Here is a 23,983-nt window from a genome sequence, read left to right on the forward strand (position 1 = left end):
GTGAGCGCCCGCTCAGAGAAGGCGCGCGACGAGCACTGCGAGGGCCCTCTGCTGCTCCCCCGGCTGCCACCCGCTGCCGTCGAGCGTGGCCCACACGAGGTGGGCTCCGCGGCGCAGCAGGACCACCTCGGCGGACCCGGCGCCGTACTCCGAGGGGACCGTCCCGATGCGGGCGCCGACCCCGGCCACCCGGCTCGGCGACGCCTTCGCGCAGGTCGTGAACGCGGCGTCGAGATAGGCGACGAGGCCTCCCGGGTCGCCTGCGGCGAGGTCGACGAGGCTGAAGGTGACGACCTTCGTGCCGGCCGAGCTCTCGGGCGGGGCCTGGTTGCCGGCCTGCTTGGGCATCGTCAGGAGGTAGCCCTCGACGACGCGTCGCGCCCGGCTCGCCGGGATGAACGCATCGTTGAGCAGGCCGGTCCACGGCACGAGGCCGTCGCACTGCGGTCGGGAGGGCAGCTCGCCGGGACACTGCGCCCGGTCGGCGGCGTCGGGACCCGGCACCGCCTCCTTGGGGGCGGAGAACGCGCTCGTCTCGGCGCCGGGGAAGACGGCGTCGAGGGGCACACGGCCCGTGCCGGTGAGCGGCCGCGTCGTGGTGCACCGCGGGGCGGCCTCGATGAAGGTCATCCCGGGATCGGGCTGGGCCGTCCCCGTCGTCGACGTGGCGCTGCGGACGGCGGGGTCGGCGCTCTCCGTGGTGCACGCGCCGAGGAGCGTGGTGGCCAGCGCCCCGACGGCCAGGGCGGCCAGGGCGGCCCGAGCGGCCGTGGCTGCGCGCCGCCGTGGCGCCCGCGTCACCACCGTCGCCCCGTCAGGCCCTGGGATCGAAGACGTACGGGGTCGTCGTCGCGACGCGGTGCAGGCCGAGGCGACGGAGGATCGGCTCGGAGTCGGGCGAGGCGTCGACGCGGACGTACTCCTTGCCGCGGTCGAGGCCGAGGCGGGCCCGGTGGAGCAGCGTGGCCCGGTAGAGCCCACGGCCCCGCCACTCCGGCAGCGTCGAGCCACCCCAGAGGCCGGTGAACCCGCTCGCGTCGTACTCACCACGGGCCGCGCAGAGGACCGGCCCCTCGCGGGACTCCTCGACGACGACGACGTCCATCGAGTCGGGCCGGGCGACCCACTCGGGATAGAGCGACTCGGTCACCCAGGCGTGGTCGTCGCCCCACACCGTCTCGGACATCGTGCGCATCCGGGCGAAGTCCTCGAAGCCGTCGGCAGCACGCACGACGACGCCCTCGGGCAGCGCGAGGTCCTGCGCCGCGAGTGGGCCGGCCTCGCCGAGGATCAGCGCCTCGTCGTCCTCGCGGACGAAGCCCGCAGCCTCGAGGCGCGCGCCGAGGTCGCTCGGCTCGTCGTAGTCGTAGGTCTTCCACTCGACCTTCTGGCCGCGCTGGGCGAAGAAGTCACGCACCCGGAGGACGAGACCGTCGGGGTCGTCACCGAGACCGTCCGGGCTCTCGACCATCGCGAAGTGGCCGGCCGGGTCGAGGTCGTAGTGCTTGCGCACCGGGCCGTCGAGCTCGAGCGGGCGCTCGGCCGTCCCGAGCGGGACGGGGGCGCGCGTCTGGTCGTGGAAGACCCGGAGCAGCTGCTCGGGCAGGGGCGCCGACGCCGGCGCGGCATCGCTCTGGAACGAACGGGGGTTCACAGGCACCAGCCAAGCATGGTCTGATCCGTCTCGTCATGCCTGTTTCCCCGCTCTCGCCCCGCGCCGCCACGGCTCTCGCCGACGCGCGCCCCGTCCCCTTCTGGACCGACCGTCCCGAGCGGCCCGACCCGCGGGCGCCCCTGACGGGCGCAGCGCCCCGCACCGACCTGCTCGTCGTGGGCGGCGGGTTCACCGGGCTGTGGGCCGCGATCCAGGCCAAGGAGGCCGACCCGTCGCGCGACGTCGTCGTCGTCGAGGCCGGCCGGCTGGCCGACGGCGCGTCCGGGCGCAACGGCGGCTTCATGGCGCCCTCGCTGACCCACGGCCTCGCCCAGGGCGTCGGCTGCTGGCCCGACGAGATGGAGACCCTCGACCGGCTCGCGGCCGAGAACGTCGCGGGCATCGAGAGGACACTGACGGCCTACGGCATCGACGCCGACCACCACGTGCCCGGCGAGCTGACGCTGGCCCTCACCGAGCACCAGGTCCCTTCCGTCCGCGAGTCCTTCGAGCTGCACCGCGCCCACGGCGTCCCGGTCGAGCTGCTCGACGCCGCGCAGGCGCGGGCCCGCGTCGACTCACCGCGCTACCTCGCCGGGATGTACGACCCCGAGGTCGCGCTCGTCGACCCCGCGCGCCTGGTCTGGGGGCTGGCCCGCGCGGCCGAGTCGCTCGGCGTGCGGCTCCACGAGCACACGCGTGCAACGGGGTTCGACACCGAAGGCGACGGCGTGAGGGTGACGCTCGACGAGGGCTCGATCCACGCGCGACGCGTCGTCATCGGGACGAACGCGTCGCAGGGCGTGCTCAAGCGCTTCAGCGCGTGGGTGCTGCCCGTCTACGACCACGTCCTCATGACCGAGCCCCTGACGCCGGCCCAGCTCGACGCCATCGGCTGGAAGGGGCGCGAGGGACTGACCGACGCGGGCAACCAGTTCCACTACTACCGAAGGACGCTCGACGACCGGGTGCTCTTCGGCGGCTACGACGCGAACTACCACTTCCCCGGACGCATCGACCCGGCGCTCGAGCAGTCGGATGCCTCGCACGGGCTGCTCGCCGACCACTTCCTCGACCTCTTCCCGCAGCTCGAGGGCATCCGTTTCACGCACCGCTGGGCCGGCGTCATCGACACGACGTCCCGTTTCACGCCGGTCTTCGGCACGGCGCTCGGCGGGCGGATGGCGTATGCCGTCGGCTACACCGGGCTGGGCGTCGCCTCGACCCGCTTCGGCGCGGCCGTCGCCCTCGATCTCGTCGACGGCAAGGACACCGAGCTGACCCGCCTCGGGATGGTGCGGCGCAAGCCGATCCCCTTCCCGCCCGAGCCGATCCGGTATGCCGCCGTGCGGGCCACGCGGTCCTCGCTCGCCGCCGAGGACCGCACCGGCCGGCGCAACCTGTGGCTCCGCGCGCTCGACCGGATCGGCGTGGGCTTCGACTCCTGACCTGCTCCGGGCTCGTCAGAGGACGACGAGGTCGGTGGGTCTCGTGTTGAAGCGCTCGACACCGTCGTCGGTCACCGCGACGATGTCCTCGATGCGTGCGCCCCAGCGGCCCGCGAGGTAGACGCCCGGCTCGATGCTGAAGGTCATGCCCGGCTCGACCGGGAGGTCGTTGCCGGCGACGATGTAGGGCTCCTCGTGGCCGTCGAGCCCGATGCCGTGGCCGGTGCGGTGGATGAAGTGCTCCGCGAGACCGGCCGCCGCGAGCACCTCGCGGGCGGCGCGGTCGATGGCCTCGCACGTCACGCCGGGACGCACGGACTCGACGGACGCCTGCTGCGCCGCCTGCAGCGCGGCATACGCCTCGGCCACGTCGGGCTCGCGGGGCGACCCGACGGCATACGTGCGCGTGCTGTCGGAGCCGTAGCCCGAGGGCAGCGGGCCGCCGATGTCGACGACGACGACGTCGCCGTCCTCGATGACACGGTCGCTGACGGAGTGGTGCGGACTCGCGCCATTGGGTCCCGACCCGACGATGACGAATTCGGCTGTGGCGTGGCCCTCCTCGACGATCGCAGCGGCGATGTCGGCCGCCACGTCGGCCTCGGTGCGGCCCGCGCGCAGCCACTCCCCGACCCGGGCGTGCACGCGGTCGATGGCGGCGCCGGCCGCGCGCAGCTCCGCGAGCTCGGCCGCGTCCTTGCGCATCCGCAGCTCGCGGAGGACCGGGCCGGCGAGCTGCTGGTCCGCCGCCCCGGCGTCACGCAGCCGCAGCAGGTGCAGGGCCGGTGTCATGTCGGACACCGCGACGCGACCGGTCGGCACTCCGCCGAGCGCCAGGGCGTAGGGGTCCTCGCCGTCGACCCACGTGCGCACCTCGACGCCGAGCTCGCCGAGCGGCACGTGACCGAGACCGGCGTACTCGAGCGCAGGAGAGACGAAGACGGGGGCGACCGCGGCGTCGCTCGGCACGACGAGCGCCGTGAGCCGCTCGAACGACGAGCCCGCGATGCCGGTGAGGTAGCGCAGGTCGGAGCCGGGTGACACGACGGTCGCCGCGACGCCTGCATCTGCCGCGTGGTGTCGCAGCCGGTCGAGCCGGGAGCGCATCGTCGGGACGTCGAGGACGGAGGAGGTGACACCCATGCGCCCGAACCTACCGCCGCCAGGCCCTCCACCTCGAGGGGGAACCGGCACGGGCACCGGTCTGCCTAGGCTGGCCCCCATGGACGGCCGGTGGACTGCCCTCGTGGCGCGGGTGAGGGCCTACTTCGGTGTCGACACCGACTGGGAGCGGGTCCCCGACGACTCGCCGCGCCAGCGGCGTGCCGACCTCTGGGTCGCCCTCGGCTTCCTCGTCGCGGGGTCGCTCGGCGTCGAGCTGCTGCGCAGCATCGACTCACTCGGCGCGCAGCAGGACTCGTGGGTCTGGCCGCACGTCGCCGTGGCCCTCGGCACGCTCCCGCTCATCTGGCGTCACCGGTGGCCCCTGCTCGTCGCGGCCGGGCTGTCGCTGCACCTCTTCGTCTTCGGCCTGCTCATGCCGGCGGTCGCGGTGTCGATGCCGATGCAGGTCGTCTACTTCCTCGCCCTCTTCACCGGCGTCGCCTGGGCACGTGACCGGCAGGCGATGCTCGGCGTCGTCGCCGGTGTCGTGCTGCTGATGTTCGGCTGGCTCGCCTGGCAGCTCGCGGTGGGCAGCGGCGTCGAGGAGGCGATGAGCCGCGGCGACGAGCCCCTCGTCCACCAGGGCCTCTTCAGCCCGGCCGGCGCCTACGTCGTCTACACCCTGCTCATCAACGTCTTCTACTTCGGCGGCGCCATCATCGGCGGCCAGGCCGCCTGGCGCGCCGCGCTCCAGCGCGACCGCCTCGCCGCCCAGGCCCGCACCATCGACGCCCAGGCCACGAGCCTCCAGAGGCAGGCCGTCGTCGAGGAGCGGCTGCGGATCGCCCGTGAGCTCCACGACGTCGTCGCCCACCACGTCTCGGTCATCGGGATCCAGGCCGCCGCGGCCCGTCGCGTGCTGCGACGCGACGCGGATGCCGCCGAGGGTGCTCTGCGCTCGGTCGAGACGTCGTCGCGCGACGCCGTGGCCCAGATGCGAGGGCTGCTCGGCACGCTGCGCGCCGACGACCACGAGGGGACGTCGGACGGGTCTGGACCGGGGGGCCGCACCCGGGCGCCCGAGCCCGGGCTCGCGGACGTGACGACCCTGGCCCGTGAGGCCTCGACCCACGGCCTCGAGGTCGAGTGCCACGTCGTCGAGGACGTGCCCGGCGCGGCCGCCTCCGTCCCGGCACCACTCGGGCTCTCGCTCTACCGCACCGCGCAGGAGGCGCTCGCCAACGTGCGGCGGCACTCGACGGCCTCGTCCGCGACGGTCTTCGTCCGCGTCGACCGGCGACCCGAGCACGGCTTCGCGCACGGCTACGCCGAGGTCGAGGTGCTCGACGGCGGGCGACCGCGGTCGGGCACGTCGGGGACCGGCCTGGGTCTCCTCGGCGTCCGCGAGCGCCTGTCGACGCACGGCGGCGTGAGCGAGATCGGGCCCCGGGTCACCGGCGGCTACCGGGTCCGCGTGCGCATGCCGCTGCCCGAGCAGGCCTCGTGAGGGCACCCGTCCGCGTGCTGCTCGTCGACGACCAGCTGCTCGTCCGGTCCGGCTTCTCGCTCATCCTCTCGGTGGAGGACGACATCGAGGTCATCGGGCAGGCGAGCGACGGCGAGGAGGCCGTGCGGCTCACCCGCGAGCTGCGACCCGACGTCGTGCTCATGGACGTGCAGATGCCGGTCATGGACGGCATCGAGGCGACCCGGCGCATCGTCGCCGACGACCTGGCCAGGGTCGTCATCCTCACGACCTTCGACCGGGACGACTACGTCTTCGCCGGCCTCACCGCCGGAGCGAGCGGCTTCCTGCTCAAGAACGCCGACGCCGACCACCTCATCGAGGCGGTGCGGGCCGTCTCGGGTGGCCACGCCCTGCTCGCTCCGGAGGTGACGCGGCGCGTCATCGAGCAGATGACGAACGGGCCGGTCGTCGACGCCCAGGCCGCCCCACGGCGGGACGACCGCGACCCGCGGCTCGACGACCTGACGCCGCGAGAGCTCGAGGTGCTCGGTCTCGTCGGTCGAGGCCTCTCCAACGCCGAGATCGCCGGACGGCTCTTCGTCGGTGAGGCGACGGTCAAGACGCACCTGTCCAACGTCTTCGCCAAGCTGCACCTGCGCGACCGCGTCCAGGCGGTCGTGCTGGCCTACGAGGCAGGTCTCATCCTCCGGGGGGACCCCGAGGATCAGCCGAACGGCTGATCCTGTGCACCCCCGCGCGGCCTAGCGTGGGTGGCATGAGCGAACACGGGGACCGCCTGACCAGACCACGCGCCACGGCCGACATCGAGCTGCGGCACCTGACCCGCACCTTCGGCGAGATCCGGGCCGTCGACGACATCAGCTTCACGGTCGGGGCCGGCCGGCTGACCGGCTTCGTCGGCGGCAACGGCGCCGGCAAGACCACGACGATGCGCATGGTCATGGGGGTCCTGTCGCCCAGCGGCGGCGAGGTGCTCTGGGACGGTCGCCCGATCACCGCCCTCGACCGGCGGCAGTTCGGCTACATGCCCGAGGAGCGCGGGCTCTATCCCAAGCAGGCGGTGGTCGACCAGCTCGTCTACCTCGGACGGCTCCGCGGCCTGAGCGCCTCGGCGGCCAAGGCCTCGGTGACGACCCACCTCGAGCGCCTCGGTCTCGCCGAGCGCGCCAAGGACCACGTCGAGAAGCTCTCGCTCGGCAACCAGCAGCGGGTCCAGATCATCGCCGCGCTCATGGGCCGGCCGCGGGCGCTCGTGCTCGACGAGCCGTTCAGCGGCCTCGACCCCGCCGCCGTCGACAACATGGCCGACCTCTTGCGCGAGCACACCGCACGCGGAGTTCCGGTCCTCTTCTCCTCCCACCAGCTCGACCTCGTCGAGCGGCTCTGCGAGCGCCTCGTCGTGCTCGCCAAGGGTCGGGTCGTCGCGTCGGGCAGCCCGGACGAGCTGCGCGCGACCTCCGTCTCGCGGCACCGGCTCGTCCTCTCGGTCGATGCCGGGTGGGTGCGCGGTGTCGGTGGCGTGCACGCCGTCGACGTCGAGGGACACACGGCCCTGCTCGAGATCGTCGAGCACGGCGCCGAACGGGCTCTCCTCGAGGAGGCCCTGAGACGCGGCGAGGTGCACGAGTTCTCGCCGCAGCGACCCACCCTGGCCCAGATCTACCGTGAGGTGACGGCATGACCACCCTCCAGCACCGACCGGACCCCGACACCGCCGGCGCCGGCGAGGCCTCCGGGCCCGCCGACGAGCAGACGTCCGGGGGCGGGCGTCCGTGGCTCATCGTGGCCGTGCGCGAGGTCGTCGTCCGCGTCACGAACCGCACGTTCCTCTTCTCCACGCTCTTCACGCTCGTCTTCATCGCCGGTTTCGCGGCCTTCTCGGCGTGGCAGGCGGGGAAGACGACGACCTACACCGTCGCCGTGTCGTCGGCCGAGGGCACACGCCTCGTCGAGCAGGCCGCGTCGACCGCGCGCTCGACGAGCGACACCGTCGTCATCACCCCGAGCACGGTCCCGGGCGAGGACGCGGCGCGCGCCGCCGTCGACCGGGGCGACGTCGACGCGTGGCTGCACGAGACGTCGGCCGGCTGGACGCTGACGTCCGGCGACGACGTGGAGGCGTCGCTGCGGACACCCCTCGAGGGAGCCGTGCGCGACGCCGCGCTCGACCGCAACGCGGCTGCGGCCGGCACGACGGTCGAGGCCCTCGAGCGCGGGGCGACCCTGGGCGCCGACCGCTTCGACGGGCAGACGACGAACCGCGGCTTCGTGCAGGCCGCCACCTTCGCCTTCGCGCTGCTCTTCTTCATGGGCGCCCTGATGTTCGGGCAGCAGATCGCCGCGAGCGTCGTCGAGGAGAAGCAGTCGCGGCTCGTCGAGATCATCGCGACGGCGATCCCGCTGCGCGCCCTGCTCGCGGGCAAGGTCGTCGGGAACTCCGTCATCGCGATGGGCCAGGTGGTGCTCTTCGCCGGGGTCGGGCTCGTGGCGGTGTCGTTCACCGAGTGGTCGTCGCTGCTGCCCGCGCTCTCGACGGCGGTCGTGTGGTTCGTCCTCTTCTTCGCGGTCGGCTTCTTCGCCCTGGCCTGTCTCTTCGCCGTCGCGGGCGCGCTGGCCTCGCGCACCGAGGACCTCCAGTCGACGACCTCGCCCCTGACGACCCTGCTCATGCTCGTCTACTTCGCAAGCTTCGCCCTGAGCGGCACGGCCCTCAAGGTCGCCTCTTTCGTGCCGATCGTGTCCGTCGTGGCGATGCCGGGGCGGATCATCGCGGGCGACGCCGCCTGGTGGGAGCCCGTCGTGTCCCTCCTGCTCATGGCGGCCTTCTCCGCGGTGGCCGTCGTCATCGGCGAGAAGGTCTACCGACGGTCGCTCATGCAGACCCGGGGCCGGATGTCGTGGAAGCAGGCCCTGCGCACGGCGGACTGACCTCAGGCGCGGCCCTGCGCCCGGCGCTGCACCGGGCGCTCACCCGGCGCCGTCACGTGGCGGTACGGCGAGCTCCAGAGCAGCAGGGCTGCGACCGCGAGCCCGACCACCCCGATGGCGATGGCGACCCGGTTGCCCCACGTCGCGGCGACGAGGCCCCCGAGGGGAGCCGCGACGGCGATCGAGCCCCAGTTGAGCGACCGGATCGTCGCGTTCATCCGTCCGCGCAGCCGGTCGGGTGTCACGAGGTTGCGGTAGCTCATGTCGAGCGGGTCGCGCAGCCCCATCGCCAGGCCGAAGAGCGCGTTCGCGACGAGCGGCCACACGATGGCATACGGCCCGGCCTGCGCGAGCAGCAGGAGGGCGTATGCCGCCGGGCTCAGCCACTCCGTCGTCGTGATCACCCGGCCGGTGCCGAAGCGCACGCCGAGTCGCGGGGACAGGCCCGCTCCGAGGACGCCGGTCACGCCGGTCGCCGCGAGGACGAGCCCGACCGCGAGCGGGTCGAGGTGCAGCTCGGTCGTGGCGAAGTAGACGAGGACCGTCGTGACCATGGCGTTGGCGAAGAACCAGAGGTGCAGCGAGATGGCGTACGGGCGCAGCACCCTGTGCCGGTAGACCCAGCCGGCGCCCTCGCGCAGCTCGCGCCACACGTGCCGCTCGGGGGTGCGCTCGGGAGCCCGCTCCTCGACGCGGACCGTCATGAGCACGACGGCCGACACGGCATACGACACGGCGTCGACGAGCACCGCGACGGGCGCGGACAGCAGCCGCACCAGCGCACCGCCGACGAGCGGACCGAGCGACTGCGTCGCGGCGTAGGTCTGGGCGAGCCGGGCGTTCGCCGAGGCGAGGCGCGTCTCCGGCACGACCGTCGGCAGGAACGACAGGTGGGCGGCGCTGAAGAACATAGAGGCGGAGCCGGCACAGAAGACGAGGACGGCGACGAGCGGCACCGTCAGGTGGCCGGTCAGGGCGAGCACCCCGATCGTGCCGACGAGCAGGGCGCACAGCAGGTCGGCCGCGACGAGCAGCGGCCGGCGCCGCACCCGGTCGACGACGACGCCGGCGAGCATGCCGAAGAGGAGGTAGGGCAGCCACGTCGCCGCCCGGACGATCCCCAGCTCGGTCTGGTCGGCGTGGAGGGTCTCGATGAGGAGCAGCTGGAGGGCGAGCGCCGAGACGAAGGTGCCCAGGTTGGAGACGGCGTCGGCGACCCAGAACCGGACGAATGCCGCATTACCGGGCGATTCGACCGACGTTCGTGACACCCCGAGCCCCCTCCTTACGCGATGCCTACCCTTCCTTGACACCACCTTGTCGAGTCCTGACCTGAACGTCGACCCGAGACTCCGATTCTGTCCTACCGTGGACGTGACGTTCGGAGGGCTCCGGGCGACCACCAGCGACCGGATGCTCCCCCGGTCGCGCCGAGCAGGCCCCGGCAACCGGATGCGTCGGGGCCTGCTCGATGCCCTCCCCCGGTCAGGCCGGTTGCGGGGCGCGCGTGCCGGTGGGCACCGGCTGGGGCGGCGGCGGCCCGACGTAGCGTGCGGCCGGCCGGATGATCTTCGGGTCGCGGCTCTGCTCGAGGACGTTGGACGTCCAGCCGACGACGCGCGCGACGCAGAAGGTCGGCGTGAACATCGACGGGTCGAGCCCCGCGAGCTTCATGACGACGCCGGCGTAGAACTCGACGTTGGCGTGCAGCTCGCGCCCCGGCTTCAGCTCGGCCAGCGCACGCTCGATGGCGTCCTCGACCCCGACCGCGAGGTCGACGAGCGGGTCGTCCCAGCCGCGGGCGATCTGTTTGAGCATCTCCGAGCGCGGGTCGCGCGTGCGGTAGACGGCGTGGCCGAAACCCATGATCCGGTCGCCGGACCCGATGCGGTCGCGCACCCAGCCGTCGGCCCGGTCCAGGGTGCCGATCTCGTCGAGGGCCTCGAGCGCCCGGCTCGGCGCGCCGCCGTGCTTCGGGCCCGAGAACGAGCCGATGGCCCCGACGAGGCAGGCCGCGAGGTCGGCGCCGGTGCTCGCGATGACCCGCGCGGTGAAGGTCGAGGCGTTGAAGCCGTGGTCCATCGTCGCGACGAGGTACTGCTCGACGGCGCGGGCGTCTCGCGCCGAGGGCAGCCGCCCCGTCACCATCCGCAGGTAGTCCTCGGCGTGGCCGAGGGTCGGGTCTGCCGGCACCGGCTCGAGCCCGTGGTGGAGACGGTGCGCGGCCGCGAGGATCGTCGGCGTGACGGCGACGGCCGCCAGGGCGGCCGCGGCCTTCTCGTCCTCGTCGCAGTCGTAGAGCGGACGCAGGCCGGCGATGCCGCCCCACGCCGACAGCGTCGTGCGCAGCACCTGGAGCGAGTCGGTGGTCGTCGCGCAGATGGCGGGGAGCAGGTCGGCGAGGCCGGGCGGCAGGACGCGTAGTCGCCCCACCTCTGCGGTGAAGGCCGCCAGCTCCGCGTCGTCGGGCAGGTGGCCGCGCTCGAGCAGGTGCCAGGCCTGCTCGAAACCGACCTGCTCGGCGAGCTCGACGGCGGAGTACTGCCGGTAGTGGAAGAAGCCCTCGTCGCCGCGGACGTCGCCGAGCTCGGTGTCGGTGACGACGACCTTGGCGAGACCCTTCGGGACCGTGATGAATCCGGTGGGAGTGGTGGACATGGGGTCCTCCTTTCAGGTTCACTCGTCACTCTCAGCGATGTTGATCAACATCGTCAATGTTGATCTCGTCAACGGTTGACCCGATCAACCCCATCGACCAGACCCGCCCGGAGGCGACGTGACGACCGCACGAGGCACGTGGATCACGACGACGGAGGCCGCCCAGCGACTCGGCGTCAAACGGGCGACCCTCTACGCGTACGTCAGCCGCGGGCTGCTGCGGAGCGAGCGCCGGCCGGGCCAGCAGGAGAGCCTCTTCGACCGGGCGCAGATCGACGCCATGGCCTCGGCGACCCGTCCCCCGGGCGGACCGCAGCCGGTCCTGCGCTTCCGGAGCATCGCCACCGCCGTGAGCCGACAGGCAGAAGGGGAGCTCTTCTACCGCGGCCGCGCGTTGAGCGACGTCGTCGCCCTGCGGTCGCTCGAGGAGGCAGCGGGGGTCGTGCTGGGGACGACGGTGCCGCAAGGCTTCTCGGGGTTGCCGGAGACGGCCGTCATCGACCTGACGAGTCTGCCGCTCGAGCGGCGGATGCCCGTGGCCGTGCAGCTGCTCGCGGCGGCCGACCCCTTCTCCTCGGACACGGACCCCGAGCGGGTCCGGCACGCGGCGCTGCCCGCGGTCCGGGCCGCGGTCGCCCTGGCGGGGGCCTCGTCGCTCGGTCAGGCGGCCCGCGCCCGGTCCGGCGACCTCACGGCCCTGACGCTGACCGCCCTCGGCGGCGACCCGACGGCCGGCGGCGACGTCGCCGTGCTCCGGGTGCTGCTCGTGGCCCTCCTCGACCACGGCCTCACCGCCTCGACCGTCGCCGCGCGCGTCGCGGCCTCGACACGCGCCGGGCTCCACGACTGCCTGTCGGCCGCGTACGCCGCGATGGCCGGCCCGCTCCACGGCGCGGCCCCGGTGGCCGCCCACGCGCTGCTCGCCGAGGGCGTCGACCCCGCCGTGCTCGTGGCGCGGTCGCTGCGCGAGCGGAGCGTGGTGGCCGGCTTCGGACACTTCCTCTACCCCGAAGGCGACCCGCGCGCCGACGTCGTGCTCGAGGCCCTGTGGCGTCGGCCCGGCACCACCCGGCTGCGGCGGCGCGTCGACGCGCTCGCGGCGCTCGTCGCCGAGCGCACGGGAGCGCTGCCCAACATCGACCTCGCGAGCGCCGCCGTGCTCCACGCCCTCGGCCTGCCCGCCGAGTCGGGCGAGGTGGTCTTCCAGGTCGCGAGGTCGGTCGGCGTCGCCGCCCACGTCGTCGAGGAGTATGCCGAGGAGCCCTTGCGCTGGCGCGGTCGCGACCCGCAGGGCTGAGCTACACCCGCTGGTCGAAGACGTGCCGGCGCACCCAGGCGTGCATCGCGATGGCCGCGGCCGCGCCGGCGTTGATCGAGCGGGTCGAGCCGAACTGCTCGATGTGGAGCACGGCCGTGCACTCGGCCCGCATCGGCTCGGACAGCCCGGGGCCCTCCTGGCCGAAGACGAGGACGCACCGGCGCGGCAGGTCGAACGTCTCGATGGGCACCGAGCCGGGCAGGTTGTCGACACCGACGAGGGCAAGCCCCTCGCCCCGCGCCCACGCGGCGAGCGCGGCGGCGTCCGGGTGGTGGTGCTCGTGCTGGTAGCGGTCGGTGACCATGGCCCCGCGTCGGTTCCACCGCCGCTTGCCGACGATGTGGAACGCGCGGGCGCCCATGGCGTTCGCCGTGCGGATGACCGACCCGATGTTGAAGTCGTGGCCCCAGTTCTCGACGGCGACGTGGAAGTCGTGGCGTCGGGCGTCGAGGTCGGCGACGATCGCGTCGTGGCGCCAGTACCGGTAGGCGTCGACGACGTTGCGCCGGTCGCCGTGCTCGAGCAGCTCGGGGTCCCAGTGGTCGCCGGACGGGCGCGGGCCCTGCCACGGGCCGACCCCGACCGCGACGGTCGGGCCGTTCGGTGCGTCCGGCCCGTTCGGGGTCTCACCCCCTTCAGGCGATGCCACGGGTCCCCTTCCGGTTCAGTCTGGAGTCACATCGGATGCCCGGAAGACTAACGACCGGGCGAACGGCCGGACGACCCACCGGGGCGGTCCGGTGGCGACAGGAGACCTGCCATGCGTTCCACGACCCCGGCGACCGGCTCGGTCACCACGCTCGCCGCGACCGGCCGGAGCCGGTCATGAGCACCGCCGCCACCGTGATCCTCGTCGTGCTCCTCGTGCCGATCCTCGCGATCTTCGCGTGGATGGTGGTCACGGCCTCGATGATCAAGGTGCCGGCCGGCGCCCTCGGCCTCGTGCTCAAGAACGGCCGGGCGACCGACCACTCCCTGACGCCCGGCCGGCACTGGGTGCCGCTCCTGCGCAAGACGATGGTCGTCGAGTACCCGTCGGTGGAGATGGCCTACCGCGCCGGCGAGGACGCGTCGTCGGCGGTGTCGCAGCTCGACCGCACCGGCCCCAGCCTCAGCTGCGCCCTCGGTGACCGGGCCCTGGCCGACGTCGCGTACACGGTGCGCTACGCGATCATCCCCGAGCGGCTGCGCACGGTCCACGAGCGGTTCGGGCCCGAGGGCGTCCACGGACTGGTCCGGGACGAGAGCGGCCGGGCGATCAGCCGGGCCCTGAGCGACCCCGCCGTCACGGTCGAGACCCTCTTCGGGCGCGCCCGCTCCGACACCGAGACCCGGCTCGCGGAGGCCGTCACCGCCGCGCTGGAGGAGCACGGCCTCCGCGTCACCGGCTTCGTGCTCGGGCCGGTCGACCTGGGCCGGACGGGGGAGGTCATCCAGGCCACGGTGCGCGCCACGTTCGAGCTCGCTCTCGAGGAGGCCGAGGCCGCCACGCGGATCGCCCAGGCCCAGAACGACGGCCGGCTCGAGCAGGAGATCACGACCGCACGCGAAGACGCCTGGCGCTACCGCGAGACCGACCTGTGGCGCGACCTCGTGCAGCGTTCGGACGGCGTTCAGGTGGGCCGTCGCCGTCCCGGCTACGGTCCCGGCCGGATGGGGCTCACGGTCCGCGAGGACCCTGCCGCTGGCCAGGGCGCCGCCGCGGCGGCCGACCAGCCTCCGGGCACTGAGCAGCAATGAACCGCGAGGGCTCCTTCGTCGATCGTCTCATCGAGATGGTCACGGTGCTCGTCCTCGGGCTCGCGACGGTCGGGACGGCCTGGTGCGGCTACCAGGCGTCCCAGTGGAGCGGGGCGCAGAGCACCGCGACGAGCACCTCGACCGACCAGCGCGTCGAGGCCAGCCGGCTGTTCGGCGTCGCGACCCAGAAGGTCAGCTACGACAGCAGCATGATCGCGCAGTACGCGCAGGCGGTGCAGGCGAAGAACACCCAGCTCGTGGCGTTCTACCGCGCGACCCTGATCCGCGAGGAGCTGCTCCCGGTCATCGACCGGTGGGAGGCCGAGATCCGGGCCGGCGGCACCCCGACGAGGCTCGTCGACGACACGAGCTACATGGACGACCAGCTCGGGCCCTACCAGGCGGCCACCGCGAAGGCGGACGCCTCGGGCAAGCAGGCGCTCCAGGCCGGGGAAACGGCGCACGACTACGTCATCAACACCATCCTGCTCGCGGTCGCACTCTTCTTCTCCGGCGTCCTGTCGAGCTTCCGCTACCGGCCGGCGCGCCTGCTGCTCGTCGTGGCCGCCATCGCGACCGTGGCCGTGGCCGCCGTGAACCTCGCGGACCTGCCCATCGCCTGACGACGCGACCGCACGCGCAACGGGATCAGGAGGAGGACGGCACGCGCGCCGTCGTGGGCGCCGCAGCGTCCTCGACCCCGAGTGTCCGGCAGGTGCCGCCACTCCTCCTTCGCTCCCGCGTCCATCGTGAACCGGGTCCGCGCGCCGACGGAAGGGACGTCGTCCCATCGATATCCCTTCGAGACCCGCTCGAGACCCCACAGCGCGCTGACAGCGCGGATTCAGGCGCTCCCGGGCACACGGCATACCCTGTCACCCATGCACGCACTCGCCTCCGTCCTGCCGGCCATCGCGCCGGCCCTCGGCCCCAAGTGGATGGACCCCACCTACCTGCTCCAGCAGTACGGCGAGGCCTTCTTCTGGATCGCCGTCGCCATCGTCTTCATCGAGTGCGGACTCCTCTTCCCGATCCTGCCCGGCGACTCCCTCCTCTTCGCGGTGGGTCTGTTCATCGCCACCGGCCAGGTGCACGTCAACCTCGGCGTGGCGATCGTGATCCTGTGCGCGTCGGCCTTCCTCGGCAACGTCGTCGGCTACGAGATCGGTCGGGCCCTCGGCACACCGCTCTATGCACGCGACGGCAAGGTGCTCAAGAAGAAGTACTTCGACCAGACGACGGACTTCTTCGACCGGCACGGCAACAAGGCCCTCGTCATCGGGCGGTTCGTCCCGATCGTGCGCACCTACATCACCGTCGTCGCCGGCGTCAGCCGGATGGAGCGCCGCCGCTTCTTCACGTGGAGCGCCGTCGGCGCCGTCCTGTGGGCGGCTGGCATCACCCTGCTCGGCTACTTCCTCGGCCAGGCCTTCCCGTGGCTCACCGACAAGCTCGAGGTCGCGATCCTGCTCGTCGTCGCCGTGTCGCTGCTGCCGATGGTCTACGAGTTCGTCAAGCACCGCCGCCGGGCCAAGGCCCTCGCCGCCGAGACCGCCGACGCCGCGGGCGACATCGCGGGCCACGCGACGGGCAGCGATCGCGCCTCCTGACCGCGCCTCCTGACCGCGTCTTGACGTGATGTCCTGACGCGCCTCCCGAGCCCGGGGCACACTGGTGCTGCAGGGGTGATGGGAGGACGTCATGGAGGCAACGACCGAGACCCCGCACACCGGGTCCGACCTCGGCGGCGCGTACCGCCGCAGCGTGCAGTGGTGGTCGCAGCAGGTCGCCTCGGTGGCCGACGACCAGTGGGGCCTGCCGACGCCGTGCAGCGAGTGGACGGTGCGGGACCTCGTCAACCACGTGACGGGCGAGGACCTCTGGACCTCGCCGCTGATGCGCGGCCGCACCATCGCCGACGTCGGCAGCCGCCTCGACGGCGACCTCCTCGGTGAGGACGCCCGGGACGCCGCGGCGTCGGCCGCGACCGAGGCCCTCGGCACCGTCGCCGAGAGGCTCCCCTCGCACGGCACCGTGCAGCTGTCCTACGGCGAGGAGTCGATGGACGAGTACGTCCGCCAGCTCGTGGCCGACCACCTCGTGCACGGCTGGGACCTCGCCGCGGCGATCGGGCAGGACCGCGCGCTCGATCCGGGGCTCGTGGCCGACGTGGCGACGTGGTTCGACCGCATGGAGGAGGCCTACCGCTCCGGCGGGGCCGTCGGACCGCGTATGCCGTCCGGCGGCGACGCGCAGACCGACCTCCTCGCGCGCTTCGGACGGGATGCCACGTGGGGTCCGAACCATGCGGGTTTCACCGCCTTCGTCGCGGCGTTCGGACGGGGCGACGTCGACGCGATCATGTCGCTCATGACCGACGACTGCGTCTTCGAGGCCACCGGACCGGCGCCGGACGGTCTACGCCATGAGGGCGCGACCGACGTGCGCTCGGTGTGGGAGTCGCTCTTCACCGAGACGGGCAGCCCGCTCTTCACGGCCGAGGAGTCCTTCGTCGCCGGCGACCGCGGGGTGCTGCGCTGGCGCTTCTCCTGGGTCGCCCCGGACGGCTCGCCCGGCCACGTGCGCGGCATCGACGTCGTGCGCCTGCGCGACGGCAAGGTCTGCGAGAAGCTCTCGTACGTCAAGGGCTGACGCCCCGAACACCCTCCGGTCAGGCGCCGGACGTGCCCGGGCCGGCAGAGTCGGCCGAGTCGGACGTCGGGTCGGGCTGGGTGGCACCGGGGGCCTGGGCCTGCGGCAGCGCGCCGGGCGCGCCACCCGGCTGGGTCGACGAGCCGCCGACGGCACCGGGCTGGGTGGACGCCGAGACGGCCGGGGTGCCGGAGCCCCCGACGGCGCTGTCGCCCCCGAAGGAGACGCTCGGGGCGACGGCCTCGGTCGCGGGGGTCTCGAAGTACTCGGCGCGCTTGACGCCCGCCAGGTTGGCGACGATGTTCGAGGGGACGGACTCGACCTTGGTGTTGAGCTCGCGCACGAGGGCGTTGTAGTAGCGGCGCGAGCTCGCGATGCGGTCCTCGGTGCTCGTCAGCTCCTGCTGGAGGGCGAGGAAGTTCTGGTTGGCCTTGAGGTCGGGGTAGGCCTCGGCGACGGCCATGAGGCGACCGAGCGCCTGGCTCAGCTGGCCCTCGGCCTGCGCCGCCGCGGCGGGGGTCGACGCGCCCGACATCGCGGCGGACCGGGCCTGCATGACCTCCTCGAGCGTGCCGCGCTCGTGCGACGCGTAGCCCTTGACCGTCTCGACGAGGTTGGGGATGAGGTCGTGGCGACGCTTCAGCTCGACGTCGATCTGGCGCCAGCCCTCCTCGACCTTGTTGCGCAGGCCGATGAGGCCGTTGTACATGACGACGCCGACGACGGCGAGGAGCACGACGAGGCCGAGCAGGATCCAGACGATGATCATGGGTTCTCCCGATAGAGGGCGGCGGGTCGGTGTGCCGATCGAGCCGATCCTAGTGCTGGGCGCACGCGTGCGGACCGGGTCGCGGGTGCGACGCAGGCGCTGCTCGCCCGGTTCCTGTCGGTGCCGGGCTCTAGCGTGGACGCATGACGACGCTCCGGTTCACGGCCGACCTGTGGCGCTGGGAGGCGCAGACGGGATGGTTCTTCGTGACGGTCGGCGACGACGCGTCGGCACGCATCCGCGAGGTCCCGCGGCCGCCGCGGGGCTTCGGCTCGGTGCGCGTCCGGGCGACCGTCGGAGCCACGTCGTGGACGACGTCCGTCTTCCCGGACGCGAGCCGGGGCGCCTACGTGCTGCCGGTCAAGAAGGCGGTCCGCCACGCCGAGGGTCTCGGCGAGGGCGACCCCGCCGACGTCGTCCTCGAGGTCCTCGAGTGAGCGGCCTCGACGCACCGGCCCGCAACCGGGTCGACCCCTTCGGCGACGTCGTCGCCGCCCCAGGGCGCGGCGACCTCATGGGCAACCGGGGCCGCCTCCACGACGGCGCCGGCACGCGCGACGTCCGCCGGCACCACGTCGGACGCGCGTGGATCACGTGCCTGCTCGAGTTCCGCGACCGCCGCGTGCGGCAGTGGGACCCCAGCCACTACACGCCGCTCTTCTTCCTCGACGAGGCGCTCGCCCTCGCGGCCGGGCATCGTCCGTGCGCCGAGTGCCGTCGCGCCGACTTCAGCCGGTTCCGCGACCTCGTCGCGGCGAGCCACCGCACGACCCACCTGCCGGCGCCCGGTCTCGACCGGCTGCTCCACGACGAGCGCTGGGACCCGCGGCGGCGCACCCGCCGGCTGCATGCCTACGCCTGGGGTGACGTGCCCGACGGCACCTACGTGCTGCTGGGTTCGGGTCCTGCCGTCGTCACCAGCGGCGGCCTGCTGCCGTGGCTGCCCGACAACACGTATGCCGCCACGCCCGTCGAGCGCCCGCGCGCCGGCGTCGCGACGGTGATCACGCCACCGTCGTCCGTCGAGGCGCTGCGGGCGGGGTTCGAGGTGCGCGTCGGGCGGCGCCCGGGAGGCCCTCAGGCGAGCCCGAGCTCCTCGAGCGAGAAGGCGTAGCGGTACTCCACGCCGGCCTCGGCGGTGATCCGGTCGCCGGCGCCGGTGGCGCGGTCGGCGATGGTGGCGACGGCGACGACCTCGGCGCCGTCCTCACGGGCTGCCTCGACGGCGGCGAGCGGCGACGCACCGGTCGTCGTCGTGTCCTCGACGACGAGCACCCGTCGACCCGTGATCGACGGCCCCTCGATGCGCTGCTGGAGGCCGTGCGCCTTGCCGGCCTTGCGCACGACGAAGGCGTCGAGGCGCTCACCGGCGGCCGCGGCCGCGTGCAGCATCGAGGTCGCGACGGGGTCGGCGCCGAGCGTCAGGCCACCGACGGCGGCATACGTGAGGTCCTTGGTCAGCTCGCGCATGACGATCCCGACGAGGGGCGCGGCCTCCCCGTCGAGGGAGATGCGGCGCAGGTCGACGTAGTAGTCGGCCTCCTTGCCGGAGCTGAGGGTCACGCGACCGTGGACGATCGCCTTCTCTCGGATGATCTCGAGCAGGCGGGCACGGGCAGCGGCGGTGTCAGTGACGGTCACGAGGCTCCATCGTAGGGCCCCACGTCAGTCGGACCGGAAAAGCGCTGTCGGGCGGCCGCGCCCGGGTGGTAGACATCCGGCGTGACGAGCGAGCTCGAGTTCCCCGACCTGCTGCGCCTCATCGACGAGCGGTCGCGGGCCTTCCGCTCGGCCGTCTCGACGGCGGCCAGCCTCGACGTGCCGGTCCCGACCTGTCCCGAGTGGACGCTGCTCGACCTGGTGCACCACCTGGGCGAGGGCCGTCGGTCGTGGGCCGCCACGGTCGCGGCCGGCCCTGCCGCCACCTCCCGGGTCCGGCCACCGTCGGACGGCGACGCGGCGGCGCCGAGCGAGCCCGACGCGCTGGACGGCTGGCTGGCGGCGTCCACCGGACAGCTCCTCGACGCGCTGCGCGAGGCCGGGCCGGAGCGCGGCTGCTGGACGTGGTGGGGCGACTCGCAGTCGCCCGGGACGTGCGGCGCGGTCGCGCGGCACCAGCTCCAGGAGATCGCGGTGCACACGTACGACGCCCAGCTCACGGTCGGTACGCCTCAGCCGCTCCCCGACGCCGTGGCCCTCGACGGTGTCGAGGAGTTCCTCTCCACGTGCTGCGCGACGACGAGCCCGTGGCCGCACGAGCCCGCCGTCGTCGACTACGCGGCGACCGAAGGACGCTCGTGGCGGCTCTGGGTCTCCGCCGACGGCGCACGCACCGCCCCCCGGCCCGAGACCGCCGGGCCGGTCGATGCCCGCGTCACCGGCACGGCGAGCGAGATCGTCCTCGCCGCGTTCTACGGCCGCCGTCCGCTGGAGGCACTGACGATCGAGGGCGACCGAGAGGTCATCGACCGGCTCATCGCCTGGGAGCCCGAGTAGCCCGACCGGGCGCGCCCTCGTGCAATGGGCGTATGCCGTCCTCCCACTTTCGGTGGGGGTGATCGTGCGGGCCGGTCGACAAACTGGAGGATCAGGCAGCCGCAGGATGGGAAGGACGAGTCATGGCCCCCCCGCACACCCCCGCTCGACGAGCCGTCCTCGCCCTCAGCACCCTCGTGGCCGGCCTGGGCCTCGCGGTCAGCTCCGTCGGGGCCGCGGCAGGCGCCGCCGCCTACCTCTACGTGGGCGGCGGCGGCTGCTCGGACACCGGTGCAGGCACGGCCGCGGTGCCGTTCTGCACCATCGCCAAGGCCGCGAAGGTCGCCGTCGCGGGGCAGACGGTGCTCGTGTCCTCGGGGACGTACACCGACGAGGTGTTCCCCTGGCACTCCGGCACCGCCGGCTCCCCCATCATCTTCCAGCCGGCCGCGGGCGCGGTCGTCACCATCGCGGGGGCCAAGCACGGTTTCACGATCTCCAACCAGAGCTGGATCACCGTGTCGGGCTTCACCGTCCGGGACACCACGAGCAACGCGTTCTACGTCTTCAACGCGACCGGCGTCCGGCTGTCGAACAACACGGCGCGGGGGTCGGGTAGCCCCGTGGCGGGCGCCACGGCATACGGCATGTACCTCAACTCGATGACCGGCTCGGTCGTCACCGGCAACCTCGTCACGGACAACTCGGCCTCCGGCATCTACCTGACGAACGGCTCGACCGGCAACCAGATCACGGGCAACGAGAGCTCGTGGAACGCGTACGGCTACGTGCGCAACGCGGTCGGGATCGACCTGCGGGCGCCCGGCAACCTCGTGAGCGGGAACCGCGTCCACGACAACGAGGACTCCGGCATCCAGTCCTACCCGGGCGGCGACCGCAACACGATCGTCGACAACGTCAGCTACCACAACAAGGGGTTCACGACCGCGGCCCTGACGAACTGCAGCGCCCCGCCGACCGGCAACACGGCCGGGTGCATCACCGGCGACCACGGCATCGACGACTTCGGCGTCACCGGCAGCTCGGTCGTCGGCAACACCGTCTACGACAACGTGGCGGCCGGCATCAACCTCGAAGGCGTGGCGTCGGGCACCCCGAGCGGGTTCACGTTCGCCGACAACATCTCGGTCGACAACGCCGCCTCGTGCCCCGACGGCGCGGGCGGCACGGTGAAGTGTCCCCGGACGAGAGGTGACATCCGCGTCGACGCGACGTCGCAGCTCGGCACGAGACTCGACTACGACCTCGTCAACCTCAGTGTCAGCGGCACGATGATGGTCTGGGGATCGACGTCCTACACGTCCTTGGCGGCGTTCCAGGCGGCGAGCGGACAGGAGTCGCACGCACGGCAGGCCGACCCTCGCTGGAACGGACCGGCGCAGGCCGACTTCAGCCTCCGCGCAGGGTCGCCGGCGATCGACTCGGCCGACTCGGGCGCGCCCGGCCAGCCGGCGCTCGATGCCGCCGGCCGTCCTCGGGTCGACGACCCGAGCACCCCGAACAGCGGGATCGGCGTGCGCTCCTACGACGACCGCGGCGCCTTCGAGTACCAACCTCCGACCACGAGAGGGGCGACATCATGAGCGCGTCGACGACCTCCACCCACCGCTGGCAGCTCCTGCTCGGCGTCGCTCTGACGATTGTCGTCGCGCTCGGGTCAGCCTTCGTCCTCACCGGCGCCACACGCGGGGCCGCCCCTGCCGCGCAGAGCGCCGCAGCCCAGCCGCTCGGCGGTGACTGCCCCGACATCGGGTCGCTCGTCGCGGCCGCCTCGACGACGACCGCGTCGACGACCGCGACGACGCACGGCGCGTCCGCGGCGGCCGTCCGTGCCGGGCTCGACACCGTTCTCTCCCGGGCCAGGGGCCTCGCGAGGACGACGGCCTCCGACGACGCCCGCGAGTCCGTGCAGAACCTCGCCGACGACCTGGCCGCCTACCGGCTCAGTATGACCCGACCGGCCACCGACCGCCACGCCGACATCGCCGCGACCGTCCGCGCCGACCTGACCGCCCTGCGTCGGCTCTGCGGACACTGAGGCTCCGTCAAACGACGTAGACGCGGGTCAGGCCCACGCGGGTGTCCAGCGGACGCGCGGCAGCGGATCGTCGAGGCATGAACGGACCACTCGTCACCTCCCTCGGCCACGCCGGTCTGCGCATCGACGCGCCCGGCATGCGGATGCTGTGCGACCCGTGGATGTCGCCACGCGGCGCGTTCCTCGGGTCCTGGTTCCCGTTCCCCGACAACGCGCACGTGCGGACACCGCAAATGCTCGATGCCGACTGGGTCGCCATCTCGCACGAGCACCTCGACCACTTGGATCTGCCGCTGCTGCAGGGCCTTTCGCCATCGACGCGTCTCGTCATACCGCGCTACCCCTCGAGGGAGATGCGCAACCGCATCGCGGGTGCGGGCATCTGCAACGTCGTCATCGAGCTCGACGCGTGGGAGCGGCTGGCCCTGAACGACCGCGGCGACTGGGTCACCGTCATCCCCGAGCTGAGCCCGATGTGCCACGACGCCGCGATCCTCGTCCACGTCGACGGGCACGCCGTGCTGCACACCAACGACGCGCGTCTCAGCGTCAGCCAGCTCCGCCGGGCCGCCGAGGAGTGCGGGCGTCCCCTCGACGTCATGGGGGTGCAGATGTCCGGGGCCTCGTGGCACCCCATCTGCTACGACTACCCGCGCGAGGTCGTCGAGCGGATCAGCTCCGAGAAGCGCTTGGGCAAGTTCCGCGCGGTGACCCGCCTGCTGCGGTCGGCGCCGCCGAAGATCGTCATGCCCTATGCCGGCCCGCCCGCCTTCCTCGACCCCGCCCTCGCGCACCACAACGCCGCGGTGCAGGCCCCCGGCATCTTCCCCGACCAGGCCCAGGCGCTGGCGTTCCTGCGCGACCGGCTCCCGGGCCAGACCTCGCTCTACCTGCTGCCCGGCGACCGCCTCCACGTCGGGCCCGGTGACGTCGAGCGCGACCCGAGGTGGGCCGACTTCTCCTTCGACGACACCTCCGAGTACCTCAGGGCGTATGCCGCCCGGCGCGCCGACGAGATCGCCGCGGTGTACGCAGAGCTGCCGGACCCCCCTCCGGAGAGCCGGATGGGCGAGCGCTTCCGCGACCACTTCCTCGCGCTCGGAGCCCTGTCCGGCTACTTCCTGCAGAGGATCGGCATGACGGTGCGGTTCGAGGTCGTCGGCCGAGCGGGCGGCACGTGGGACGTGCGGCTGGGGCCCGAGACGACGGAGGTGGACCTGTCCCCCGTCGGTGGGACGCCCGGCTACCACCTGACGGTCGAGGCCCGCTGGCTCGACGCGGTGCTCACGGGTCGCATCCGGTGGGAGGACCTCTTCCTCTCGCTGCGCATCCGCGCCAGCCGGGATCCCGACGTCTACAACGACTACCTCGTCGGCCTGCTCAAGCACGCGGACCGGGACGCCCTCGAGGCCGTCGAGGGGTACGAGACGAGCCGCGACCCGGCCGAGACGGTCGTGCTCTCCGACGGCCGGACGGACTACGTCGTGAGCCGCTACTGCCCCCACGCCGGCGAGGACCTCCAGTACGGCGGCGTCGTCCGCGACGGGAGACTCCGGTGCCTCGGGCACAACTTCGAGTTCGACCTCGAGACCGGGACCTGCCTCAACGCCAGGTGCGACCCGCTCCAGGTGACCCGGGCGCCGGCGCCGCTGCCGGCCGGTCGCTGAGGCAGGGACCGGAGGGGCGGGT

Annotated in this window: 24 protein-coding genes; 16 read left to right on the top strand and 8 right to left on the bottom strand. The window is 73.1% G+C overall.

Annotated elements, in window-relative coordinates:
* Window positions 1–12: 12 nt before the first annotated feature.
* Window positions 13–801, bottom strand: a complete 789-nt coding sequence (locus ASE25_RS02845) for a hypothetical protein (RefSeq protein WP_156415423.1) — start codon at window positions 799–801, stop codon at window positions 13–15.
* A gap of 13 nt (window positions 802–814) precedes the next feature.
* Complete coding sequence (locus tag ASE25_RS02850; protein WP_156415425.1) at window positions 815–1,660, bottom strand: GNAT family N-acetyltransferase; 846 nt, start codon at window positions 1,658–1,660, stop codon at window positions 815–817.
* A gap of 29 nt (window positions 1,661–1,689) precedes the next feature.
* Here ASE25_RS02850 and ASE25_RS02855 point away from each other — a divergent pair, with 29 nt between their 5' ends.
* The gene (locus ASE25_RS02855) at window positions 1,690–3,102 is read left to right on the top strand and encodes an FAD-binding oxidoreductase (protein WP_056822565.1); all 1,413 of its coding nucleotides are present in this window, start codon (window positions 1,690–1,692) and stop codon (window positions 3,100–3,102) included.
* A 15-nt stretch (window positions 3,103–3,117) separates the two neighbouring features.
* On the opposite strand, the gene ASE25_RS02860 is transcribed toward ASE25_RS02855, so the two are convergent.
* On the bottom strand, window positions 3,118–4,245 hold the full coding sequence (locus tag ASE25_RS02860; protein ID WP_056822567.1) for a Xaa-Pro peptidase family protein: 1,128 nt from the start codon (window positions 4,243–4,245) through the stop codon (window positions 3,118–3,120).
* 79 nt (window positions 4,246–4,324) lie between these two features.
* On the opposite strand from ASE25_RS02860, the gene ASE25_RS02865 reads away from it, so the two are divergent.
* Genes ASE25_RS02865 through ASE25_RS02880 form a run of 4 tightly spaced genes read left to right on the top strand, consistent with a single transcriptional unit; the run spans window position 4,325 to window position 8,623 of the window.
* A complete protein-coding gene (locus ASE25_RS02865) occupies window positions 4,325–5,713 on the top strand; it encodes a sensor histidine kinase (RefSeq protein WP_056822570.1) in 1,389 nt (462 codons plus the stop codon).
* Window positions 5,710–6,414 carry a response regulator transcription factor gene (locus tag ASE25_RS02870; RefSeq protein WP_056822572.1) on the top strand — a complete coding sequence of 235 codons (705 nt, stop codon included), beginning with the start codon at window positions 5,710–5,712 and terminating at the stop codon, window positions 6,412–6,414. Before ASE25_RS02865 ends, ASE25_RS02870 begins: the two co-directional genes overlap by 4 nt.
* Before the next feature lie 35 nt (window positions 6,415–6,449).
* Window positions 6,450–7,376: an ABC transporter ATP-binding protein gene (locus tag ASE25_RS02875; RefSeq protein WP_056822574.1), complete on the top strand. Its 927-nt coding sequence runs from the start codon at window positions 6,450–6,452 to the stop codon at window positions 7,374–7,376.
* Complete coding sequence (locus ASE25_RS02880; protein WP_056822576.1) at window positions 7,373–8,623, top strand: ABC transporter permease; 1,251 nt, start codon at window positions 7,373–7,375, stop codon at window positions 8,621–8,623. The genes ASE25_RS02875 and ASE25_RS02880 overlap by 4 nt, the downstream gene beginning before the upstream one ends.
* A gap of 2 nt (window positions 8,624–8,625) precedes the next feature.
* Here the strand turns inward: ASE25_RS02880 and ASE25_RS02885 are convergent, their stop codons facing one another.
* Both ASE25_RS02885 and ASE25_RS02890 read right to left on the bottom strand, forming a co-directional pair.
* On the bottom strand, window positions 8,626–9,894 hold the full coding sequence (locus tag ASE25_RS02885; protein ID WP_056822579.1) for an MFS transporter: 1,269 nt from the start codon (window positions 9,892–9,894) through the stop codon (window positions 8,626–8,628).
* A 214-nt stretch (window positions 9,895–10,108) separates the two neighbouring features.
* On the bottom strand, window positions 10,109–11,281 hold the full coding sequence (locus ASE25_RS02890) for a citrate/2-methylcitrate synthase (RefSeq protein ID WP_056822582.1): 1,173 nt from the start codon (window positions 11,279–11,281) through the stop codon (window positions 10,109–10,111).
* A 118-nt stretch (window positions 11,282–11,399) separates the two neighbouring features.
* Between ASE25_RS02890 and ASE25_RS02895 the strand changes: the two genes are divergently transcribed.
* Complete coding sequence (locus ASE25_RS02895) at window positions 11,400–12,578, top strand: citrate/2-methylcitrate synthase (protein WP_056822584.1); 1,179 nt, start codon at window positions 11,400–11,402, stop codon at window positions 12,576–12,578.
* A 1-nt stretch (window position 12,579) separates the two neighbouring features.
* Here ASE25_RS02895 and ASE25_RS02900 read toward each other — a convergent pair whose 3' ends face one another.
* A complete protein-coding gene (locus ASE25_RS02900; protein ID WP_056772038.1) occupies window positions 12,580–13,248 on the bottom strand; it encodes a TrmH family RNA methyltransferase in 669 nt (222 codons plus the stop codon).
* A gap of 176 nt (window positions 13,249–13,424) precedes the next feature.
* Here ASE25_RS02900 and ASE25_RS02905 point away from each other — a divergent pair, with 176 nt between their 5' ends.
* The 4 genes from ASE25_RS02905 to ASE25_RS02920 all read left to right on the top strand — a co-directional run bounded on the left by ASE25_RS02905 (window position 13,425) and on the right by ASE25_RS02920 (window position 16,991).
* Window positions 13,425–14,339, top strand: coding sequence for an SPFH domain-containing protein (locus ASE25_RS02905; RefSeq protein WP_235508512.1), 915 nt, complete (start codon window positions 13,425–13,427; stop codon window positions 14,337–14,339).
* Entirely contained in the window at window positions 14,336–14,962 is a 627-nt protein-coding gene (locus ASE25_RS02910; RefSeq protein WP_056772040.1) for a hypothetical protein, read from the top strand. Before ASE25_RS02905 ends, ASE25_RS02910 begins: the two co-directional genes overlap by 4 nt.
* Before the next feature lie 258 nt (window positions 14,963–15,220).
* Window positions 15,221–15,949, top strand: coding sequence for a DedA family protein (locus tag ASE25_RS02915; protein ID WP_056772041.1), 729 nt, complete (start codon window positions 15,221–15,223; stop codon window positions 15,947–15,949).
* A 91-nt stretch (window positions 15,950–16,040) separates the two neighbouring features.
* Window positions 16,041–16,991 carry a TIGR03086 family metal-binding protein gene (locus ASE25_RS02920; RefSeq protein WP_056822586.1) on the top strand — a complete coding sequence of 317 codons (951 nt, stop codon included), beginning with the start codon at window positions 16,041–16,043 and terminating at the stop codon, window positions 16,989–16,991.
* Between the two features lie 19 nt (window positions 16,992–17,010).
* Here ASE25_RS02920 and ASE25_RS02925 read toward each other — a convergent pair whose 3' ends face one another.
* Window positions 17,011–17,760, bottom strand: coding sequence for a LemA family protein (locus tag ASE25_RS02925; RefSeq protein ID WP_056822589.1), 750 nt, complete (start codon window positions 17,758–17,760; stop codon window positions 17,011–17,013).
* Between the two features lie 143 nt (window positions 17,761–17,903).
* Here ASE25_RS02925 and ASE25_RS02930 point away from each other — a divergent pair, with 143 nt between their 5' ends.
* Window positions 17,904–18,197, top strand: a complete 294-nt coding sequence (locus tag ASE25_RS02930; protein WP_056772051.1) for a DUF1905 domain-containing protein — start codon at window positions 17,904–17,906, stop codon at window positions 18,195–18,197.
* The gene (locus ASE25_RS02935; RefSeq protein WP_056772053.1) at window positions 18,194–18,874 is read left to right on the top strand and encodes a hypothetical protein; all 681 of its coding nucleotides are present in this window, start codon (window positions 18,194–18,196) and stop codon (window positions 18,872–18,874) included. Before ASE25_RS02930 ends, ASE25_RS02935 begins: the two co-directional genes overlap by 4 nt.
* Here ASE25_RS02935 and pyrE read toward each other — a convergent pair.
* A complete protein-coding gene (pyrE, locus tag ASE25_RS02940; protein ID WP_056772055.1) occupies window positions 18,838–19,401 on the bottom strand; it encodes an orotate phosphoribosyltransferase in 564 nt (187 codons plus the stop codon). The two genes, ASE25_RS02935 and pyrE, sit on opposite strands and share 37 nt — an antisense overlap.
* A gap of 81 nt (window positions 19,402–19,482) precedes the next feature.
* Between pyrE and ASE25_RS02945 the strand changes: the two genes are divergently transcribed.
* The 4 genes from ASE25_RS02945 to ASE25_RS02960 all read left to right on the top strand — a co-directional run bounded on the left by ASE25_RS02945 (window position 19,483) and on the right by ASE25_RS02960 (window position 23,961).
* Entirely contained in the window at window positions 19,483–20,256 is a 774-nt protein-coding gene (locus ASE25_RS02945; RefSeq protein ID WP_056772059.1) for a maleylpyruvate isomerase N-terminal domain-containing protein, read from the top strand.
* A gap of 122 nt (window positions 20,257–20,378) precedes the next feature.
* Window positions 20,379–21,839 carry a right-handed parallel beta-helix repeat-containing protein gene (locus ASE25_RS02950; protein ID WP_056822591.1) on the top strand — a complete coding sequence of 487 codons (1,461 nt, stop codon included), beginning with the start codon at window positions 20,379–20,381 and terminating at the stop codon, window positions 21,837–21,839.
* Complete coding sequence (locus ASE25_RS22625; RefSeq protein ID WP_056822593.1) at window positions 21,836–22,294, top strand: hypothetical protein; 459 nt, start codon at window positions 21,836–21,838, stop codon at window positions 22,292–22,294. Before ASE25_RS02950 ends, ASE25_RS22625 begins: the two co-directional genes overlap by 4 nt.
* Before the next feature lie 77 nt (window positions 22,295–22,371).
* Window positions 22,372–23,961 (top strand): Rieske 2Fe-2S domain-containing protein, encoded by a 1,590-nt coding sequence (locus ASE25_RS02960; protein WP_056822596.1) that lies wholly within the window; start codon window positions 22,372–22,374, stop codon window positions 23,959–23,961.
* Window positions 23,962–23,983 lie beyond the last annotated feature (22 nt).

Origin of the sequence: Terrabacter sp. Root85 (genome assembly GCF_001429185.1) — a bacterium.
GTDB lineage: Bacteria > Actinomycetota > Actinomycetes > Actinomycetales > Dermatophilaceae > Terrabacter.

Excerpts from the sequence above, each read along its gene's own strand:
- ASE25_RS02875 (WP_056822574.1), top strand. The coding sequence starts at position 6,450 with ATGAGCGAACACGGGGACCGCCTGACCAGACCACGCGCCACGGCCGAC.
- ASE25_RS02855 (WP_056822565.1), top strand. The coding sequence starts at position 1,690 with ATGCCTGTTTCCCCGCTCTCGCCCCGCGCCGCCACGGCTCTCGCCGAC.
- ASE25_RS02960 (WP_056822596.1), top strand. The coding sequence starts at position 22,372 with ATGAACGGACCACTCGTCACCTCCCTCGGCCACGCCGGTCTGCGCATC.
- ASE25_RS22625 (WP_056822593.1), top strand. The coding sequence starts at position 21,836 with ATGAGCGCGTCGACGACCTCCACCCACCGCTGGCAGCTCCTGCTCGGC.
- ASE25_RS02860 (WP_056822567.1), bottom strand. The coding sequence starts at position 4,245 with ATGGGTGTCACCTCCTCCGTCCTCGACGTCCCGACGATGCGCTCCCGG.
- ASE25_RS02930 (WP_056772051.1), top strand. The coding sequence starts at position 17,904 with ATGACGACGCTCCGGTTCACGGCCGACCTGTGGCGCTGGGAGGCGCAG.
- ASE25_RS02920 (WP_056822586.1), top strand. The coding sequence starts at position 16,041 with ATGGAGGCAACGACCGAGACCCCGCACACCGGGTCCGACCTCGGCGGC.
- ASE25_RS02950 (WP_056822591.1), top strand. The coding sequence starts at position 20,379 with ATGGCCCCCCCGCACACCCCCGCTCGACGAGCCGTCCTCGCCCTCAGC.
- ASE25_RS02880 (WP_056822576.1), top strand. The coding sequence starts at position 7,373 with ATGACCACCCTCCAGCACCGACCGGACCCCGACACCGCCGGCGCCGGC.
- ASE25_RS02865 (WP_056822570.1), top strand. The coding sequence starts at position 4,325 with ATGGACGGCCGGTGGACTGCCCTCGTGGCGCGGGTGAGGGCCTACTTC.
- ASE25_RS02905 (WP_235508512.1), top strand. The coding sequence starts at position 13,425 with ATGAGCACCGCCGCCACCGTGATCCTCGTCGTGCTCCTCGTGCCGATC.
- ASE25_RS02890 (WP_056822582.1), bottom strand. The coding sequence starts at position 11,281 with ATGTCCACCACTCCCACCGGATTCATCACGGTCCCGAAGGGTCTCGCC.
- ASE25_RS02925 (WP_056822589.1), bottom strand. The coding sequence starts at position 17,760 with ATGATCATCGTCTGGATCCTGCTCGGCCTCGTCGTGCTCCTCGCCGTC.
- ASE25_RS02910 (WP_056772040.1), top strand. The coding sequence starts at position 14,336 with ATGAACCGCGAGGGCTCCTTCGTCGATCGTCTCATCGAGATGGTCACG.
- ASE25_RS02915 (WP_056772041.1), top strand. The coding sequence starts at position 15,221 with ATGCACGCACTCGCCTCCGTCCTGCCGGCCATCGCGCCGGCCCTCGGC.